Here is a 20,403-nt window from a genome sequence, read left to right on the forward strand (position 1 = left end):
TGTATTGCGCTCAGGTTAGTGCCAACTGCGCCGTGCCTGGCGTGTCGAGCCGGAAGATGCGCACGATCTGCGCCAGGCCATGGGCCCGCTGCTGCAGCGAATCGGCCGCAGCGGCGGTCTTGCTGACCATCTGGGTATTGTGCTGCAAGGACCTGTCCATGGCGCCGATGGCGTCGGCCACTGCCTCCACACGTACGGCCTGATCGTCGCCAGCCGCACTGATCCGGCCGACCATGCCGGTTACGTCGGTTACGCTTTGCACGATGTTGTCCATTGTGCGTCCGGCTTCCTGGGCCAGCGCGCTGCCGGCGCTGACCTGGCGCACCGATTCCTCGATCAGGCCCTTGATTTCGCGGGCGGCGGCGCCCGAACGCTGGGCCAGTTGGCGCACTTCGGCAGCGACGACCGCGAAACCGCGTCCCTGTTCGCCGGCCCGGGCGGCTTCCACCGCAGCGTTGAGGGCCAGGATATTGGTCTGGAACGCGATGCCGTCGATGACGGCGGTGATCTCGGCGATCTGGCGCGACGACGTGTCGATCAGGCCCATGCGCTCGACGACCGCACTGACCTGGCGCCCGCCGACGGCGGCAATCCCCGATGCCTGCGTCGCCAGCGCATTGGCTTGCCGGGCGTGCCCGGCGTTGGCGCGGATGATGTCGCCCAGTTCGTCGATGGAGGCGGCGGCGCGGCCAAAGGCCTCGGTCTGGTCCCGCGAGTGTTCGAACAGCAGCGCGCTGCCTTCGGCAATGTCGCTGGCGGCGCCGCGCGTGGTCTCGACCGTGTCGCGCACCTGGCCAATCGCGCTCTGCAGCGTGTGCAGCACGTCGCGCAGGGCGCGGCCGCTGCTGCTGGTGACCGGCGCCAGCGAGCGCAGGTCGATGATCCCGTGCTGGGCCTGCAGCATCGAGACGCTGGCGCGCAGTTCGGCCGAGCGCAGTGCTTCGCGTTGCAGCACCAGCGCGATGTAGCACAGCACCATCGTTTCGACGATGACGTAGCCGGCGTGGATGAAGACGATCGCCAGTCCTGGCCGGGTCAGGCAAATGACGCCGTAGCCCAGCTCTTGCAGGTAGTTGAAGCTGAAGTGGTGCACGGCGGTCAGACCCGCCGCGAACAGGATCACGCGCCAGTCGCGGTAGCACAACAGGATCGCCAGCGAGACGAAGATCCCGAAGTGCAGTTCTTCCCGGCCGTTACCTTGATGGATGTGCAGCGCGCACATGGCCATCAGCGCGCCGGCATTGACCAGCCGGCTCGTGAGCGTGCCGCTGGCCAGGAACGTGACGCCGCTTGCGATGGTAACGATCGGCAGGCCGACCAGCAGCGACCATGTCATGGTGTCGTGCATGCCGGTCAATGCCAGCGAAAAGCCCAGCATCGCCCACAGCACGATGATCAGCAAGCGGTCGGCATGGCGGTAGACAGGCAGCAGGTTGGGTTGGGTCGGCATCAGAGTCTCGCATAGTGATTTTTCACCATTTAACCTGAAAAATATAGATTCAGAGAAACTGTTGGCGACGTTCAATATCTTTCCTTATTGAAAGTCGACCGGATCGTGCGCCTTCTTGCCATTCTTGTATCTACTGGCAGACCTGAGATCGGTAAATTTGATGAGAAAAGTGAGAAAGTGTGAGTAATTTCCAAACGAAAATTTGGTAGAACCTGCAGTACGGACATGTCTGACTGTCGCATCGTGCAAATCGGCCAGAACTTATGGCAATTCGTACAGACATGGCGGCCAGTGTCGCAATCAGGTGCTACGCGGCTGCGGCGTGGCGTGCCTTTGCATTGCCACGACGACGGCGCACGGCGACCAGCAAGCCGCCGACGGTCGCGAACATGGCCAGCATGCCAGGCTCCGGCATTTATTCTGCCTCCAGCTGCGCGGCGGCGAAGCCTTGCAGGGCCAGCGCAGTCGCCACATTGATGCCGAGGTCGCGGGCGACGTAGTCGTTCGCGCCCAGCGAGCGTGGATCGAGGCCGGTGACGTTGCCGAAGATGGTCAGCGCTTCCAGGTAGTAGCCGTAGTTGCTGCCGTGGTAGGAGTCCGGCGCCCACAGGTTGATCTGGCCGGCGCCGATGCCGTCGTACGGGTTGGCGTCGGCCAGGCCGCCTGCAATGGCCTGGTTCCAGGCCTGGCCCACGGGGATCACGCCATTGATGATGCTTGAGGCCGAATCGGCGGCGTCGTAGCCGGCGCGCACGTCTTGCGCCATCGCGTAGACCGGCTTGCCGTACCACGGGCTATTGGCGTTCTGGTACGTCAGGTCGGCGCGCGACCAGGTCGACGTCAGGCGCACGTCGACATCCGGATTCTGTTTGCGAAACGCATTGGCCAGCAGGCCGGAATAGCGGATCAGCGTTTCCGGGTTGCCCGGCTTTGCGCCGTCGAGCGTGCTGTAGCTTTGCAGCAGCACCATGTCGAACGGTTTCACGATCTTGTTGAAGCGGTTGTTGTAGTGAAAATCCAGGCCCGAACCGGGCTCGGTCTCCAGGCTGACCTGGTAGTTCAGGCCGGCCTGCATCGTCATGGCCTTGAACAGTGCCGGTACGCCACCGATCCCCAGACCGTTCAGGTCGGTCACGGTATCGGGACGGTAGTTCTGCACGAGCGGCGGCTTGGCGCCGGCCGGATCGCCGTAGGTGAAGCTGTTACCGACGAAGAGAATCGTCGTGGCGGAGGCGGGCAGGGCCAGGCCGCCCAGTGCGAATGCGGCGAAGAGTGCGGTGCCGGAACGGCACAGGCTGCAAGGAATGGTCATCAAAGTCTCCAGTGTGTTTTTCATTTGGTGTTCAAAATCAAGCAAGTCGCATGCCGATAACGGATGTTACTGAATAATCAGTCAGTTATAGATGCCTGCTGCATACGACGCTGCCAAGGTGTAAAGCAGGCCCACACCGCACGTCGCTGTCGATAAACCCGCCTTCATGTGGCGCTGACGTCACACTCCTGTAATTTCTCGCGTCGTTTTGTAAAGTTTTGCAAGCAAGCACCGCGCATTTCCCGCGACTGGCAGCGTCAGGGCGCCCCGTTTGTAAAGAAGTGTGAGCAACAGCGGCAGGTGAGCAACTAACAATTCAATAAAATCATGAGGTTATGCGTTTCCTGGCAGCTGGTAGTCGCCCGCTGGCGCCGCTGCTAGCATGAATCATCGATAACACGAGGACATTCATGCAACAGTTCAAAACGCTCCCGCACCGCTTGTCGTGCGCACTGTTGGCAGCCATCGACGCAGGTAGCGCACCATGGCTGTGACCCTCGCCAGCGCGCCGGTTGCCGGCAATTCCAGGCGCGACGTTGTCCTCGGCATGGCGTTCGTCGGCCTGCTGTTCTTTATCCTGGGCTTTGTCACCTGGCTCAATGGTTCGCTGGTTCCCTTTTTGAAGATCGTCTGCGGCCTGAACAACTTCCAGGCCCTGTGGGTGACCTTCGCGTTCTACATCGCCTACACGGCCATGGCCCTGCCATCGGCTGCGGTGCTGGTACGCACCGGCTACAAGAAGGGCATGACGATCGGTCTGGGCATCATGTGCGCGGGCGCGCTGCTGTTCATCCCGGCGGCGCAAAGCGCGCGCTATGAACTGTTCCTGGTCGCATTGTTCACGCTCGCCAGTGGCATGACGCTGATGCAGACCGCGATCAACCCCTACATCGTCTGCCTTGGCCCGCGCGAGAGCGCCGCCATGCGCATCAGCATCATGGGCCTCTTCAACAAAGGCGCCGGGGTCGTGGTGCCGCTCGTGTTCTCCACGCTGATGCTGGCCGACATCGACAGCTTCTCGCACACGGCGCTCGAAGCGCTCGACCCGGTTGCCCGCAGCGCTGCGCGGGCCGGCCTGTCCGAGCGGCTGGTGCTGCCGTACATCTGCATGGCTGCGGTGCTGTTCGTGATCATGGTCTTCATCCATTTTTCGAACCTGCGCGATATCGAGCCCGAGGCCGACACGCCCGAGGCTGGCGTCGAGCGCACCGGCGTGCTGCAGTTCCCGCAACTGGTGCTGGGCGCGACGGCGCTGTTTGCCTACGTCGGCGTAGAAGTTATCGCGGGCGACACCATCGGTCTGTATGGGCATGAACTGAACGTGGCCAATTTCGGCGTGCTGACGTCCTACACGATGATGTGCATGGTGCTCGGCTACCTGATCGGCGTGGTGGCGATTCCGCGCTACCTGTCGCAACAGCGCGCCTTGCTGCTCTCGGCCGTGGCCGGCCTGCTGCTGACGATCGGCGTGGCCACCGGCTCGCCCACTGACAGCGGCGTCTCGCAAGCCCTGATCGGCTGGGCTGGCGTGCCGACGGTGCCGGACACGGTCATGTACCTGGCGCTGCTGGGCCTGGCCAACGCCATGGTATGGCCGGCCATCTGGCCGCTGGCACTGCAGGGCCTGGGCCGCTACACGGCAAGCGGCTCGGCGCTGCTGGTCATGGCGATCTCCGGTGGCGCGGTGCTGCCGCTGCTGTACGGCCACTTCGCCGACCTGAACACCTCGCGCAGCGCTTACTGGATGCTGTTGCCGTGCTACGGCCTGATTCTCTGGTACGCGGCCTACGGCCACAAGATCCGCCGCTGGCGCAATCCGGGCGCAGCCGCCCGACCCTGATTTCCACCCCACAGGACTTGTCCGCACGGCGCTGCTGCGCGGTCCATCGTTTTTCATTTCATACCAGGAGCACCGGATGTCTCTACTGAAACCACATAAAACGCTGATCAGTGCGGCTGTCGCCAGCGCCTGCATCGCCATGCCGGCCCTGGCGCAGGACACGCCCCCGGCGGCGACGCCCCGGCAAAACACCGGTGAAGCGATCGCCGAGGTGCGGGTGACGGCCACCCGCCATTCGACGTCGCTCTTGCGCACCCCGGTGTCGGTGACTGCCGTCGGCCAGGAAGAGCTGACCCGCAAGGGCATCACCGACGTGCGCGGCCTGAGTGGCGAAGTGCCCAATCTGCAACTGGGCAGTGCGACCGATGGGAGCTCGGGCGTGAAGATTTCGGTGCGCGGCGTGAGCAGCAACGACTTCACCGAGATCGGCAATCCGGCGGTCAGCCTGAACGTCGACGGCATCTACACGCCGCGCCCGCAATCGGCGCTGGCGCTGCTGTTCGACCTGGAGCAGGTTGAAGTGCTGCGCGGTCCGCAGGGCACGCTGTTCGGTCGCAATGCGACGGGCGGCAGCATCAACATCATCCCGAACAAGCCGCAATTCAATTCGACCGAAGGCAATGCGGGCCTGACACTCGGGCGCTACAACCTGCGCCAGGTGACGGCCGTGCAGAACATCCCGGTCAGCGACAACTTCGCGATGCGTGCCACGATGATGGTCATCAAGCGCGACAGCTACCTGAACCAGGAGCAGGATTTCTACGCCGCGAACTTCCCGGAATTCGGCGTGACGCCGGCGCGCGATGCGGCCGGCAACGTCATTCCCGATGTCGACCAGCGCTACAACCGCAAGGTCGGCGCCAGCGATGCCTATGGCAACAAGGACGAATGGGCGGCGCGCCTGCAGGGCCGCTGGAAGATCCGCAACGATCTCGAATGGCTCGGCGCCTACGAGCGCTACACCAACAAGGGCGCCGGCGACATCGCGCTCAAGGATTGCACGATGGCGGCCGGCACGGCCCACGCCTGCCCGGGCGGGCAGTGGGACGTCAAGATCAACCGGCCGGGTGAACTCGACTGGAACATCGACACCTTCCGCAACCGCCTGACCTGGAGCGTGAACGACCACACGACCGTCGAATACAACGTGTCGTACTCGGAGCAGAACCGCCGCCAGATCCGCGACGGCGACTCGGGCTACCAGCCGCTGGCCGAAGACATCAACATCTACGGCGGCTTCGTCAACGATTCGGCCGGCTTTACCAATTCGTCCAAGTTCAAGACCACGGTCCAGGAACTGCAGCTGCGCGGCGAGCAGGGCAATCTGCGCTACGTCACGGGCCTGTTCTGGATGCACGAAAAGAACGCGATCGAGTTCGGCGAAGACTCGATCTCGGCGATGGTCAATGCACCGGGCGCGCCGTACTACGCGCTGTACGACCAGACCGACCGCCAGTCCGAATCGATGGCCGCCTTCGGCCAGGTCGACTGGGCCTTCGCGCCGAAATGGAACCTGACGGTCGGCGGGCGCATGACGCGAGACGAGCGCGAAGACAAGAACGGCAAGTTCTACGATTCGGGCACCACGGGCGATCCGTACTCGTACTTCCAGGGCCAGTACACGCCGATCCCGGGCCGCTTCTTCAACAGCAGCGACCTGAAACCCGGCATGGGTTCGTACTACGGCGTGGCGGGCATGGCCGGCATCACGCCTGACGTGAGCAGCAACCGCGATTCGTGGAACAAGTTCACCTGGCGCCTGGGCCTGAGCTACCAGGTCACGCCGGACGACTTCGTGTTCGGATCGCTCTCGACCGGCTACAAGGCTGGCGGCTTCAGCGACAAGCAGAACATCTGCGCGCGTGGCCTGGGCGGCAACTGCGCCGATCGTGAGCCAGGCCCGCACTACACGTTCCTGCCATGGAAGCCTGAAACACTGACCAACTTCGAGGTCGGCTACAAGGGCCGCATGCTGGACAACCGCCTGTCGTTCTCCGCCACCGCCTTCCACAGCCGCTACAAGGACATGCAGATGACCGGCGCGGTCGAGATGGGCAAGATCATCCCGGCGATCCCGTGCACCGCGGCCAATCCATCGTGCGATTCGGCGGTGTTGTACGGCACCACGAATGCGGCCGAAGCGAAGATCTCGGGCCTGGAACTGGAAGGCAAATACCGTCCGTGGGCGGGCGCCGAAGTCAATTTCCAGTACTCGCATCTGCGTGCCAAGGTGGTGTCGTACCCGGATTACACGCAGACCTGGCGTGACGTGCCGTGCGGCCCGTTCCGCGCTACCTACGGCGTCGAGCCGTGCGTGCGCTACACGGGCCCGAACCAGGCGCTGGTCGGCCGCTTCCCGGCGAACGTGGTGGGTAATGACTTGCCGAATGCGCCACGCAATTCGGCCCGGATCGAAGTCTCGCAGCGCTTCATGCTGACGGGTGACTACGAACTCACGCCGCGTCTGTCGGCACGCTGGCAGGACAAGATGTACTTCAGCATCCAGAACCTGGACAACGCCCACGTCGGCAACCAGCAGGGCGCCTACGCGACCTACGACGCGTCGCTGCGCTTGACTGCACCAGGCGGCAACTGGCGCGCCGAGGTGTACGTGAATAACCTGAACGACGTGCTTGCCAAGAACAATGCCCGCATCGTCGACCCGGGGTATGTCATTGGCCAGTACAACGAGCCGCGCATGTTCGGCGTGCGCGTGGGCGTGGACTGGTAATGCGGTGATCATCCGGTCGCCGCCCGGCGGCCGGACAGCAACTTGTCAGCAGTGTGTCCTTCAGGAGAATGCGATGCGTGGTGCGAACAATGGTCTGGGTAGTGTGGCAACGGCGGTAGCAACGGCGCTGGCGGGCTCCGGCGTACTGGTGCTGGCGGGTTGCGGTGGCAATGCGACAGATAGCAGCGCCGGAGTCTCACGGCAGTTGTCGGCGGCGCCCGTCGCCATGGCTGCCGCGTCACCGTGGCCCGTCTGGTCCGGGTGGGATTTTCCGTACAATGAACCGCCGCTGGCCACCACGCCGGCGGTGGCGTTCGGCATCTCGCAACTGACGCAGTCGGCCACGCAGACCGTGTTCCGCGGCGCGCATGCGCTGCCGGCAGGCAGCGTGCAGAACTATCGGCTGGGCGTGTTCATCCACCACGACGTGTTCTATTACCAGGCCGATGCGAGCGCCGTCATCAACGCCGACGGCACGTTCACGCTGACCCTGCCACGTTCGGTGGGCAGCGCCGACCGCGCCGTGCTGGTGCTGCACCCGGCGTCGTACGATCCGCTCTCGGGCCCCAACTGCAATGCGGCTGGCGGCTTTTGCAGCGGCCAGATCACGGGCACGACCAAGCTGTCGCTGCCAATCGATCCGGCGGCGGTCACGGCCTACACCGCTGCTTATTTCCCGGCGCCGGCAACATCCGCCAACGCGCAGATCGCCGCACTGCAGCGCATGATGAATACGCCGCAGGTCACGGGTGGGCCATATGGCGCAGGGCGCCTGATCCGCAGCTTCCACGACATGGATTCGGCCTTCCTGTACGACCAGGCGCTGGCCGTGATTGCCTTCAGCCTGGCCGGCGAGCAGGCCAGCGCCGAGCAGATCATCAACGCGCTGGCCAGGTCGCAGACAGCGTCCGGCGCCTGGGTGTTTGCCTATCTGGCCGATGGTGCCGACGCCAATCCCGGCGTGGACATGCGCATCGCCGGCGCCAACGCCTGGTTCGGCATGGCGCTCAACGCCTACCAGAAAGCCTTTGGCAGTACGAAGTACCTGGCCATGTCGGCCCGCCTGCACGACTACCTGCGCGCCGAAACCGTGGCCGTGACGATCAATGGCGTGGGCCGCCGCGGCCTGCGCTTTGCGCCGACCAACTACGTGGCGGGGCGCACCGGCATCTTCGCGCTGGAGCACCAGCTCGATGCCTACGCCAGCCTGCACCAGTACCACGCGCTCAATGGCGGCAGCCAGTACCTGACCGCCGCCACGCAACTGCGGCAGATGGCGGAAAGCCTGTGGAACGGCACGCGCTTTTTGGGTGGCTACGACGCCAATACCGGCACCCTGAATACCGGCGAGCGCTATCTCGATACCTATTCGTGGTCGGTGCTGGCGCTGGGGAACACGGGCAGCGCCGGGCAGAACTTCGCCGCCGCGCTGCCGGGGATGTGCGATTATTTCAATACCGCCGGACGCCTGGACTACCCGTCGCGCAACGTGAGCGGCATCGTCGGCTTCTACGACGTCATCTACGACAACGTGCCGTCCAGCGCGCCGTTCGTCTGGAGCGAGGGCAGCCTGGGCGCGATCATGGCGATGCGCCAGGGCGCGCCCACCTTGCAGTGCGCGGGCAACGGGGCCAGCCAGATGCTGGAGTCGCTGAACTACATGGTCGACAAGCTGGGCAGCATGCCGTACGCGACGCGTAATACCAATGCGGACTTCACCAGTTCGGGCAGCGTGGCAGGCACCGCCTGGCTGTACTACGCGAACCGGAACAAGAATCCGTACGCGCATTACTGAGAAGGGCAGGTCGATGCACTTTGCCGGATGGATGCTGTGCGCACTCTTGACCCTTGTGGCGCCGCTCGCGCATGCCGGCACGCTCGTGATCGAGAGCTGGCGCGTGGACGACAAGGCGCTCTGGGAAAAGGTGCTGATCCCCGCATTCCAGCGCAGTCATCCCGGCATCGACGTCAAGTTCGCACCAACCGCGCCCACCGACTACGATGGCCGCCTCGCGGCGCGCCTGGCCGATGGCAGCGCCGGCGACCTGGTTGCATGCCGGCCGTTCGACGCGTCTTTGAGCCTGTACGCGCAGGGGCATCTGGAGCGCCTCGATGGCAAGCCCGGCATGCAGTATTTCGAGCCGGGCGCGATGGTGGCCTGGCAGACGGCCGGCGGCAAGGAAGCCTTCTGCATGCCGGTGGCGTCGGTGATCCACGGCTTCATGTACAACAAGGCGATCTTCCGCAAGTACGACCTGCAGGCGCCGCGCACGGTGGATGAATTCTTTCGCGTGCTCGATGTGCTCAAGAAGAACGGCGTCGCGCCGCTGGCGCTCGGCATGGCAGATGGCTGGGAGGCGAGCCAGCTGGTATTTACCAATATCGGGCCCAATTTCTGGCGCGGCGAGGCTGGCCAGAAGGCGCTGGCCGACGGGCGCGCGCGCCTGACCGATCCGCCGTTTGTCGAAGCGCTGCGCTTCGGTGCCCGCATGGGCGCCTATCTGCCCGCGGGCGCCGCCACGCAAACCTATGGCCAGAGCCAGGCGATGTTTGCTACCGGGCGCGCGGCGATCTATCCGGCCGGTTCCTGGGATATCGCGCGTTTCAGCAGCGCGCCCGGCCTGGAGCTGGGCGTGTTTGCCGCGCCGGTAAAACGGCGGGGCGACGCCTGCTTTATCTCGGACCACATGGACCTGGGGCTGGGCGTGAACCGCGCATCGAAGAACAAGCAGGACGCTTTCAAGTTCCTGGCCTGGGTCGGCTCGCAGGAATTTGCCGACATCTACAGCAACCGGCTGACCGGCTTTTTCACGCTGTCGAATCACCTGATTGCGATGCGCGATCCGGTCGCCAAGCAGATGGTCGAGTGGCGCAACAGCTGCGCGTCGACCGTGCGCCTGAATGCGCAGGTGCTGCACCGCGGACAACCCAGCATGGAAAGCGTGCTATGGCGCGTCAACGCCGACGTGCTGAAAGGGACGCTGGCGCCCGAACCTGCGGCCGCCAGACTGCAACGCGATTTCGACCGGTGGTACAAGCCCCCGCAACCCTGAACGACGAACCCACTTTTTGGCTGGATTGGAGACACTCTTGGATACCACACACCTGGTTCGACGCTGCGCTCTCGCGTCACTGCTGCTGGCTGCGCCGCTGGCTGGCATGGCTGCTGCACCGGCTACCCCGCTGTCAGCGCCCGCTGCGGCCGGCATGGAGGGCGTCGCCAGCGGCGCCCGGCTGCAGATGCGCTGGGAACTGCTGCGCAACGAGTACACGCCGCAGATGCCCGAGGGCCGCGCCAAGGCGCGCATGATCCTGACCAACAACGACAGCCAGCGCCTGCCGGCCAAGGGCTGGACGCTGTACTTCAACAGCATGGACGGCGTCGTGCCGGGGGCGGTGACGGGCAATCTGCGCATGGAGCAGGTTGCCGGCAATCTGTACCGCCTGCGCCCGCAAGCAAACTTTGCGGGCCTGGCGCCGGGGCAGTCGCTCGACATCGATTACTACCACCCGCAGGTGATCATCAAGATGGCGCGGGCGCCGATCGGGCCTTATCTGGTGTACGACGCGCAGCCCGAGGTCGGTGTGGCGATCAGCGATTTCGCGCTGCTGCCGGTGACGCGCCCCGAGCAGCTCGACAAGGGCGATACGGGCGCCCGGCCCGTGGTCACCGCTGCCGATACCTACCGCAGCAACCAGCGTGCCGACCTGCTGCCGGCGAGCGCCGTGCCCCTTGTGCTGCCGACGCCCCTGCAACTGACGCAGGGCAGCGGCAAGCTGCGCCTGACGGGCAAGCCATCGGTGAGCGCATCAGCGGCGCTGACAGGCGAAGCGGACCTGGCGCGCTCGCTGTTCCCGGCATCGTTGCAGGGCAGCGGGCCTGCGCTGCGCCTGAGCGTGGGCAAGGTCGAAGGACAAACGTCGCCCGAAGCGTACAGCCTTGCGGTGCGCGCCGGCAGCGGTGGCGCTATCACGATCGTCGGCAACAGCCCGGCGGGCGTGGCGTATGGCCTGCAGACCCTGCGCGACCTGCTGCCGTTGCCCGGCGCTGCCGACCAGTCGTTGCCCGAGGTGACGATCGTCGATGCGCCGCGTTTTGCCTATCGCGGCTTCATGCTCGACGTATCGCGCAACTTCCACACCAAGGAAACCGTGTTCAAGTGGCTCGACCTGATGGCGCGCTACAAGATGAACAAGTTTCACTTCCACCTGACCGAAGACGAAGGCTGGCGCCTCGAAATCGCCGGCCTGCCCGAACTGACGTCGATCGGCGCCGTGCGCGGGCACAGCGCCAAGCCGGGCGTGCGCCTGCAGCCAGCCTACGGCTCCGGGCCCGATCCGCGCGATCCGGGCGGCAGCGGGTACTACACGCGCGCCGACTACATCGAGATCCTGCGCTACGCGGCGGCGCGTCACATCGAAGTGATTCCCGAACTCGAAATGCCGGGCCACGCGCGCGCCGCCGTGCAGGCGATGGAAGCGCGCTACCACCGCCTGAAGGCAGCCGGCGACAAGGACGCGGCCAAGTACCTGCTCAATGATTTCGCCGATCGCTCGGTCTACAAGTCGCCGCAGCTGTACAACGATCACGTGCTCAATCCGGGCCTGGAATCGAGCTTCACGTTCGTCCAGCACGTTGTCGATGAAGTAGTGAAGCTGCACCGCGAAGCCGGTGCGCCGCTGCACACGATCCACATGGGCGGCGACGAACTGCCGAACGGCGCCTGGGAACAATCCCCGGCCAGCCGCGCCACGATGGCGCGCGAACACCTCGAATCGACAGCCGACCTGTGGGATTATTTCTATGAACGGGTCGACGGCATGCTGCGCAAGCATGGCCTCTACACGTCGGGCTGGGAAGAACTGGCGGCGCGCAAGACCACGCTGCATGGCAGGAACAAGCTGATCCCGAATCCCCGCTTCACGCAAAAGGGTTTTCTCGCCTGGGTCTGGAACAATACCGAAGGCGCCGAAGACCTGGCCTATCGACTGGCCAATGCCGGCTACGACATCGTGCTGGCACCCGTGACCAAGATGTACATGGACATGGCCCACAACGCCAACCCGGAAGAACCGGGTGTGAACTGGGGCGACTACATTGAACTTGACACCCCCTATGACTTCATCCCGTTCGATTACCTGAAGAACGCGACTGAGGCTGCGCGCGTGGGCAAGGACGGCCTGACCGATTTCGGCAAGCGCCGCGTGCGTGGCCTGGAAGCGACCTTGTTCACCGAGACCGTACGCGACCCGGCCCGCATCGATTACCTGGTCATGCCACGCCTGCTGGCGGTGGCCGAACGGGCCTGGGCGCCGGATCCGGCCTGGGCCACCGAGCCCGATGCCACCAAGGCAGCAGCGCTGCACCGCACGGCCTGGTCGGGCTTCGTCAATGCGCTGGGCCAGCGCGTGCTGCCGCGGCTCGACCTGGATCGCACCGGCGTTGCATATCGCATTGCGCCGCCCGGCCTGCTGCTCGACGGCGACAAGGTTCTGGTCAATCACGTGCTGCCGGGGATCGCGCTGCGCTATACCGTGGACGGCAGCACGCCGACCGCCAGCAGCCGGGCGGTGACGGGGCCGATCACCGAGCGGGGGCTGATCCAGGTCGCGGCCTTCGACCGCAATGGCAGGCCGGGACTGGTGGCGCGCATCGACCGGCGCTGACGGCGTGGCCAAAATGCCTGCTGGGTAGCGGAACACGGGGCTATAATCAGCGTTTTCTGCGGGATACCGGGTGAGAGCGTCGATCGGAAAAGTGGCAGGACGTTGGTGCGACTGGCGACGCCTGCGGCTTGGCGCCATCCTGGCCGTCCTGGCCGCAGGCGCCTTCCACGGCGCCGTGCAGGCGGCGGCGCCGATGCTGGCGATCGTGCCACCGGCGCCCGCAATGTCGTCTGCAGCGTCGTCCGCAGCGCCATCGTCCGGCCTGCAGGTGCTGCACTGGTGGACCTCGGCCAGCGAACGCCGCGCGGCCGACCTGCTGGCGCAGCGCCTCGGCAAGGAAGGCGTGCAGTGGGAGGACGCCGCGATTCCCGGCGGCGCCGGCATCGGCGCGGGCAAGGTGCTCAAGGGCAGGGTGCTGGCTGGCGACGCGCCCGAAGTCACGCAGATCATCGGCGTATCGGTGGCCGAATGGGCCGAGATGGGCCTGCTGCTCGAACTGGACAACGTGGCCGTTGCCGACAACTGGCGCGGCGTGCTGTTCCCCACGGTCCAGAACCTGATCCAGTACCGCAAGCACACGATGGCCGCGCCGCTCGGCATACACCGCGTCAATACGCTGTTCTACAACCGCGCGCTGTTCGCCCGGCTCAAGCTCACGCCGCCCACCACCTGGACCGAATTCGACGCCGTCGCTGCGCGCCTGCTGGCCGCGGGCGTGCAACCGCTGGCGCAAAGCAGCGAAGCCTGGCAGGTGGCGGCGCTGTTCGAGAACCTGGTGCTGGCCGAAAGCGGGCCGGCCTTCTATCGCGCATTGTTCGTGCGCCGCAGTCCGGCCGCTGCTTTTGATGCGCGCACCGCGCACGCGCTGCAGCGCCTGCGCACGATCAAGGGCTGGGCCGGCGGCCAGCTAGCCGAGCGGCCCTGGACCGAGGTCGTACGCCGCTTCGCCGCCGGCCAGGCCGGCATGATGATCATGGGCGACTGGGCCAAGCCCGAGCTGGCCGAACACCGGATGGTGCTGGACCAGGACTACGGCTGCGTCGGCGCGCCGGGTACTGGCGCGTATCACCTGTACAGTGTCGACACGCTGTCGATGTTCGCCGGCGACTACCGGCACCGGGAAGCCCAGGAAAAGATGGCGCGCCTGCTGCTCTCGCCGTCGATCCAGGCCGACTTCAATCTGCTCAAGGGCGCGGTGCCGGTGCGGCGCGATGCCGAGCCGGCGCGCATGGACAGTTGCGCGCGGGCGTCGTGGACGACCTTCGCCGGCGGCGAGGCGGTGCAGGCGCCCAGCCTCGTGCACCGCATGGCGACCGATGAAGCCAGCCGCGACGCGATCATCGCCGAGGTGCATCGCTACCTGCTCGACGACGCCGTGCCGGTGGCGGTGGCGCAGCGCCGCCTCGCCGCCTTGTTCCGACTATTCAATCTAACCAGCCAGGGGACGCCGGGTGCGCAAGATACTGATCGTAGACGATGACAAAAAAACCTGCGTGCTGCTCAAGACGTATCTGGAGAAAAACCAGTACGACGTGATCCTGTCGCACAACGGCGAGAGCTTCCTGGCCGAATTCCATGCGCACCTCGAGACGCTGTCGATGGTGATCCTGGACGTGATGCTGCCCGATACCGACGGCTTCGCGCTGTGCAAGCAGGTGCGCCAGCGCTCGAATGTGCCGATCATCATGCTCACGGCCAGCTCGGATGAAACCGACCGCATCGTCGGCCTCGAGCTGGGCGCCGACGACTACATCGCCAAGCCCTATAGCCCGCGCGAGCTGCTGGCGCGCATCAAGGCGATCCTGCGCCGCGCCGCGCCCGAGACGCCGTCGGTGCGCTACCACCGGTTTGTCGGCTTCACGCTCGACCTGATGGAGCGCACAGTGACCGACAGCGCCGGCAATCCGGTGGCGCTCACGGGACTCGATTTCCAGCTGCTTAAATACTTCACCGAACATCCCGGCAAGATCCTTGACCGCGGCCTGCTGTGCGAAGAAACGCGCGGGCGCGACGCCGGCCCGCTCGACCGCTCGCTGGACGTGCAGATCAGCCGCCTGCGCCTGCGGCTGAACGACGACGGCAAGCAGCCGGCGCTGATCAAGACCGTGCGTGGGGCCGGCTATGTGTTCTCGGCCGACGTCAGCGTGTCCAGTGTCTAGCCGCAGCAGCAACCCGCTCGCGCGCATGCTGCATCAGCCGCTGCAGCGCTGGTTGCCGGCGTCGCTGCTTGGCCGCCTGACGCTGGTGATGGTGGCCGGGGTGCTGGTGACGCAGCTGGCGGCCAGTGCGATCTGGGCCAGCCAGCTGCGCGCCAAATCGCAGGTCGAGGCGCAGTCGTCGGCCCAGTACGTGGCGCACAGCGCGGCCGGCGCGATCCGCTTCTTTCGCAGCCTGCCGCCGGCCTATCGCCTGCTGATCATCCAGCAGTTGCGTGAAATGGGCGGCACGCGCTTTTTCGTCAACCTCAATCATGCCTATGTGCCGATCGAGCAGATCGCGCCGCACCCGCTTGCGCAAAGCGTGATTGCCACGGTCGACGCCACGCTCCGGAGCGACCTGCCGCATTCGCCGGGCTTCCGGCTCGCGTTTGCCCGGCCTGACCGGCTGGTGGTGGCCGAACACGATGTGCGCCTGGACGACCTGCCCAATGCCTGGGTCCAGCATGTGCTGCTGCTTAAGCCCGATCCGGCCCCGATCCTCGTGATCCAGACCGAGATCGAGCCCGGCAACTGGCTGTACATGGCGGCGCTGATGCCGAACCCGTATTTCCTCGACAGCAGCGACCCGTTCGCGTGGGATCGCCTGATGCCGCAGATCCTGTCGCTGGCCGTGGTGCTGCTGCTTTGCCTGCTCGTCGTGCGCTCGATCACGCGACCGCTGGCCGCGTTGTCCGATGCCGCGTCGGCGCTGGGCCAGGGCCATGACGACGAGGCGCGTCCGCTGCCCGAAACCGGCAGCCGCGAATTCATCAACACCGCGCGCGCCTTCAGTGCGATGCGCGAGCGCATCGGGCGCTATATCGACGACCGCGAGCGCCTGTTCATTTCGATTTCGCACGACCTGCGCACGCCGATCACGCGCCTCAAGCTGCGCGCCGAACTGCTGGACGACGAAGCCCTTCGCGACGAATTCGAGGAAGACCTCGATGAACTCGACATGATGGTCAAGGGCGCGCTGCAATGCGTGAAGGACAGCGACATCCACGAAAATCCGACCGAGATCAAGCTCGATACGATGCTGGGCCGCATGGTGCGCAGCGCTGAACTGGCGGGGCACGCGGTGGCCTGGCAGCCGTCCGGCGTGACGGTGCGCGGCAAACCTCTGGCGCTCAAGCGTGCGCTTGGCAACCTGCTCGACAACGCGCTGTTTTACGGCGCGCGCGCCGAGATCAGCGTGCGCCAGGAGCCTGGCTGGGTGCTGATCTGCCTGCGCGACCACGGGCCTGGCGTACCCGATGAAGCGTTTGCCAGCCTGTTCGACCCGTATGTGCGGCTGGCGCATGGGCGCGAGCAGAATGATGGCGGCATGGGGCTGGGCCTGGGCATCGCGCGCGGCGTGATCGAGGCGCATGGCGGCCGGCTGGTACTGTCGAACCATCCCGAGGGCGGCCTGAATGCGGTGGTGCACTTGCCGGTGGCTTGAGCCTCGCGCGCCTGATCGGGCAATGGGGTGTGCCGCACCTCATGCGGCAAACTGCTCCGTGACCATTCTGACGCTGTCATGTTCATCGGCATTGCCGGTGACGGCCACATAGAAACGATCGCCGCCCGGCGGCACCCGCACCACCACGTGGCCGTCGTGGCTGAGCAGCTTGCGCGTCAGGCGGCCGTTGGCGAGCAGGTTTTCGCGCATCACCGTGGTGGCAAATACCGCGCGCGGTCCTGGATACAGCCGCTCGCTGAACATGCGTTCGAGTTGCAGCATGTCCGGATGCGCGATGTGCCAGGACGGGATGATCCAGGCGCGTGGACGCAAGGTCCGTACGACCTGCGCGCTCAGACCGTCGAACATGCCGTGGTGGTCGGCCGTCGCTACGGACACCGGGCCGGCGGCGCGCGCGGCCGGGCCGAGTACATCGTGCCAGGGCAGGGCGCCATCCTGGGTGTAGCTGGTCAGGTCGCCGGCGGTGAAGTAGCTGAAGCGCCCGCTCGCGATGCGCACTGCGGCCGAACACTGGTTTTCGTTTGGCCAGTCGGCACGGGCGACTGACGCCAGCGGCGGGAACAGCGTGCGTGTGGCGCTGCCCTGGCCGGTCCAGACCTCGCCATTGGCTGCGATATTGCGCACCTCGAAACCGGTAGCAGCCGACCGGTGCCCGCGCGCCACGATCTGGGCGGCACTGCCGACCACAAAGGCCTCGACGCGCTGCCCTGCCTTGCGTCGCGCGGCGATCCAGGCGCGGTAGTTGTTTGCGAAGGGGGCATCGACGCGCAGCGGAACATCGTAGTCCGGGAACCCGCGGTCAATGACGGCGTGAATCGGAATCTGCTCGGCGACATCGGTCACGCCGCCCAGGCGCCAGGCGCCAGCCGCCGCCAGCGGCGAGGCGGCATCGACATCGCCCGTATGGTCCGGGTGCAGGTGGGTGGCCAGCAGGTAGTCCAGGCCCGCCAGTCCGGCGCGTCCGAGATGGCGGCGCAGGTAACGCGCGATCCATTCGCCCGGACGGCGGCTGCCATCGGGCCGGGGCGCCACCGAAACATCCAGGCCATTGAGCGAGGCGCCGGCATCGATCAGAAGGCTGGTACCGTCGGGGAACATGACGAAGGTCGCGTTGCCGCGGCCGGTCGCGATGTGGTGAATATCGAGCCAGCCGGGCTGCCAGGCGGCGAGTGGTGCGCCTTCACGCTCGGGCGCAGGCGCCACCAATGCGCGCAGCGGCGCTGCACCGGCTGATGCTGCCGCCAGCGGCAGCAGCGCGCCGAGCAGCCGGCGACGCCTGTCGTTCGGCGCCGTCATCAGAAGCGTCCCGTCAGGCTCAGGCCGAAAGTACGCGGCTCGCCCACGTAGCGCGCACGCACGACCTGGGTCGAACGGGTCAGGAGGTAGGCGGTGTCGTTGGCATTCTTGACCCAGGCCAGCAGGCGCCAGGTGCCATCGGGCGATTCGACGCCGGCGGAAAGATTGGCCAGGCCGAAGGCGGGCAATTGCAGGTTGGGGTCGTTGGCCGCGCCCGTGTTGTAGCTGTCCTTCCAGGCATAGCTGGCCGCGCCGACCAGGTAGCCGAACGGGACCGGATAGCGCAGGTCGGCGGCGATGCCGGCCTGGCGGCGCGGTGAATTCGACATCGGGTTGCCGCTGTTGTTGACGGTGCCGACGACGAAACGGTCATAGCGCCCGTCCAGGTAGGCAAAGTTGGCCGACAGGTCGAGCCAGCTCGCGGGCTTGACCGCCAGTTCGATCTCGCTGCCGTCGACCGTCGCCTTGCCGGCATTGAAGATGGTGAGGATGCCGGTCTGGGTATTGTTGACCAGCTCCTGCTTGTCGCGGTACTTCATGTGAAACACCGAGGCGTTCAGGCGCACCCGGTTGTGCAGCCACTGCGACTTCAGGCCCAGCTCGTAATTGTCGACCGTTTCGGGATCGAACGGCATGCGAAACGCCGTGGCGCTCGATGCATCGGCGTTGTAGCCGCCACTGGTAAAGCCGCGGGTGGCGCTCAGGTATGTCATCAGGCCGGCCGCCGGCCGCCAGGTCAGCACCGCGCGCGGCGTGACTTCGTTCCAGGTATTGCGCAGTGCGCTCACGCTGAAGTTGCTGGCGGGGCGCAGCAGGTCGCTGCGCACCAGGCTCGCGCTCTTGCGGTCACGCGTGTAGCGGGCGCCAAGGGTCAGGTCGACCACCGGGGCCAGGTGCACAATACCGTCGGCAAACAGGCCCGCGCTGCGGCTGTCGACCTGTTGCTCGGCCAGGGTGGCGCTGGCCAGTGCGCCGGTACGGGCCGCCAGTGCGCGCACGCCGAGACGGCGCGCACCATCTTCGTCTGAAAAGTACAGGCCGGTGACGACGTTACCATGCGCCCATTTTGGACTGGCATAGCGCAATTCTTGCGAGAAGGTGGTGATCTCGTCCTCGTCGCGGGTGACGCTCTGGCTGCCGCTCGTCAGGAAGGTGTAGCTGGCGCCGACACCCGCGTAATCCTCGCTCGATGCCGACCGGCGCCAGGCGCTGATCGAGGTCAGTTCGCCCGCTGCGAGGCGCCATGCCAGCCTGGCCGAGATGCCCTTGATGGTGCGCTGGTAGCCCTGGTTGACGCCCAGTTCGGACGTGCGGACATCGCCATCGTCGCCCAGGGTATCGGACGAGAGCGTGCGGCCGCCGTTGCTGTCGTCGCCATAGTCGGCACTGAAGGTCGCTTCCACGCCTGGCGCCAGGCGTACCAGGGCCTGGGCGCGGATATTCTGGCTGTCGATGTCGTCCTGCTCGCGGCCCGTCAGGCGATCGCGTCCCGTCCCGTCGCGCTGGCGGCTCGACGCAGAAATCTTGAGGGCGGCGCCGTCGCCCAGCGGCAGGTTGACCAGGCCCTTTGCCTGGCGTTCGCCATGATTGCCCGCGATGATCTCGCCTTCGACCGCGATACGCTCGGTGTCCGGGCGCCGGGTGTTGATGACGATGGCGCCGCCGGTCACGTTGCGGCCGAACAGCGTGCCTTGCGGGCCTTTCAGGACGGCGATCGATTCCAGGTCGAACAGCTCGAAGCTGGCGGCGCTGTTACGCGGGATGAACACGTCGTCGACAAACACGCCGACCGGCTTGTTCACGCCGATCTGCGAGAACGTGTTGCTCACGCCACGAATCGCGATCGTGGGATTGGCCTGGCTGAAGGCGGAGACAAGCAGGCCAGGGGTCAGGCGTGCGACATCCTGCAGGTTCTGCACCCGGTGCGTCTCCAGGGTACGCGCAGACAGGGCAGTCATGGCGATCGGCACGTCCTGGGCCGACTGTGAGCGCTTTTGCGCAGTCACGGTGACCGTGTTCAGTTCCGTGCCCTGGTCGCGGCTGCCGGCGGTGGACGGACCGGCCGCTTCGCGAAAGATCATCACGGCGCCGCCGTCGCGCCGCACCGCCAGGCCTGTGCCCGCCAGCAGCGCATCGAGCGCGCGGCCCGGATCGAGCTGGCCCCGCACGCCATCGCTCTGGCGACCCTGCACGTCTTCGGCGCGGTACAGGAGCTGTACGCCGGTCTGCCGCGCATACTGGTCGAGTGCCGGCTGGAGCGCGCCCGCAGGAATGTCGAGCGTCAGGGTCTGCGCCTGGAGCGTGCCGCAGAAAGTCAGGGCGCACAGGGCGCCGATCAGGGTTGGATTCGCCATCGGGTTGTTCCTTGCGTGAGGGACGCCACGCGGTGATGCGCGGCGGGCAGCATGAGTTGCTTCCCTATAAGACGGGTGGGCTGGAAAAAT

General features: G+C 65.9%; 13 protein-coding genes. 8 read left to right on the plus strand and 5 right to left on the minus strand.

The features are described from left to right. Positions 1-10 precede the first annotated feature (10 nt). The 3 genes from AC56LY_RS22375 to AC56LY_RS22385 form a co-directional block, all read right to left on the minus strand. Positions 11-1,450: a methyl-accepting chemotaxis protein gene (locus tag AC56LY_RS22375; RefSeq protein ID WP_499583271.1), complete on the minus strand. Its 1,440-nt coding sequence runs from the start codon at positions 1,448-1,450 to the stop codon at positions 11-13. A 307-nt stretch (positions 1,451-1,757) separates the two neighbouring features. Then, positions 1,758-1,865 (minus strand): PEP-CTERM sorting domain-containing protein, encoded by a 108-nt coding sequence (locus tag AC56LY_RS22380; protein ID WP_499583273.1) that lies wholly within the window; start codon positions 1,863-1,865, stop codon positions 1,758-1,760. Beyond that, positions 1,866-2,762: a PEP-CTERM sorting domain-containing protein gene (locus AC56LY_RS22385; RefSeq protein WP_499583275.1), complete on the minus strand. Its 897-nt coding sequence runs from the start codon at positions 2,760-2,762 to the stop codon at positions 1,866-1,868. 484 nt (positions 2,763-3,246) lie between these two features. On the opposite strand from AC56LY_RS22385, the gene AC56LY_RS22390 reads away from it, so the two are divergent. The 8 genes from AC56LY_RS22390 to AC56LY_RS22425 all read left to right on the plus strand — a co-directional run bounded on the left by AC56LY_RS22390 (position 3,247) and on the right by AC56LY_RS22425 (position 16,642). Next, positions 3,247-4,602 (plus strand): sugar MFS transporter, encoded by a 1,356-nt coding sequence (locus AC56LY_RS22390; RefSeq protein WP_499583277.1) that lies wholly within the window; start codon positions 3,247-3,249, stop codon positions 4,600-4,602. 76 nt (positions 4,603-4,678) lie between these two features. Further along, positions 4,679-7,333, plus strand: coding sequence for a TonB-dependent receptor (locus AC56LY_RS22395; protein ID WP_499583279.1), 2,655 nt, complete (start codon positions 4,679-4,681; stop codon positions 7,331-7,333). Positions 7,334-7,406: 73 nt separating this feature from the next. Continuing rightward, the gene (locus AC56LY_RS22400) at positions 7,407-9,128 is read left to right on the plus strand and encodes a hypothetical protein (protein ID WP_499583281.1); all 1,722 of its coding nucleotides are present in this window, start codon (positions 7,407-7,409) and stop codon (positions 9,126-9,128) included. 13 nt (positions 9,129-9,141) lie between these two features. After that, entirely contained in the window at positions 9,142-10,386 is a 1,245-nt protein-coding gene (locus AC56LY_RS22405) for an ABC transporter substrate-binding protein (protein WP_499583283.1), read from the plus strand. A 37-nt stretch (positions 10,387-10,423) separates the two neighbouring features. Beyond that, positions 10,424-13,000: a family 20 glycosylhydrolase gene (locus AC56LY_RS22410; RefSeq protein ID WP_499583285.1), complete on the plus strand. Its 2,577-nt coding sequence runs from the start codon at positions 10,424-10,426 to the stop codon at positions 12,998-13,000. A gap of 91 nt (positions 13,001-13,091) precedes the next feature. Continuing rightward, positions 13,092-14,480: an ABC transporter substrate-binding protein gene (locus tag AC56LY_RS22415; RefSeq protein ID WP_499583287.1), complete on the plus strand. Its 1,389-nt coding sequence runs from the start codon at positions 13,092-13,094 to the stop codon at positions 14,478-14,480. Beyond that, positions 14,452-15,159: a response regulator gene (locus AC56LY_RS22420; protein ID WP_183554044.1), complete on the plus strand. Its 708-nt coding sequence runs from the start codon at positions 14,452-14,454 to the stop codon at positions 15,157-15,159. The genes AC56LY_RS22415 and AC56LY_RS22420 overlap by 29 nt, the downstream gene beginning before the upstream one ends. Then, positions 15,122-16,642 (plus strand): ATP-binding protein, encoded by a 1,521-nt coding sequence (locus AC56LY_RS22425; protein ID WP_499583289.1) that lies wholly within the window; start codon positions 15,122-15,124, stop codon positions 16,640-16,642. The genes AC56LY_RS22420 and AC56LY_RS22425 overlap by 38 nt, the downstream gene beginning before the upstream one ends. A gap of 39 nt (positions 16,643-16,681) precedes the next feature. On the opposite strand, the gene AC56LY_RS22430 is transcribed toward AC56LY_RS22425, so the two are convergent. After that, positions 16,682-17,959, minus strand: a complete 1,278-nt coding sequence (locus AC56LY_RS22430; protein ID WP_499583291.1) for a ComEC/Rec2 family competence protein — start codon at positions 17,957-17,959, stop codon at positions 16,682-16,684. Next, complete coding sequence (locus tag AC56LY_RS22435; RefSeq protein ID WP_499583293.1) at positions 17,959-20,313, minus strand: TonB-dependent receptor; 2,355 nt, start codon at positions 20,311-20,313, stop codon at positions 17,959-17,961. Before AC56LY_RS22435 ends, AC56LY_RS22430 begins: the two co-directional genes overlap by 1 nt. Positions 20,314-20,403 lie beyond the last annotated feature (90 nt).

It is taken from the genome of Telluria sp. ZT3P25, assembly GCF_059685895.1.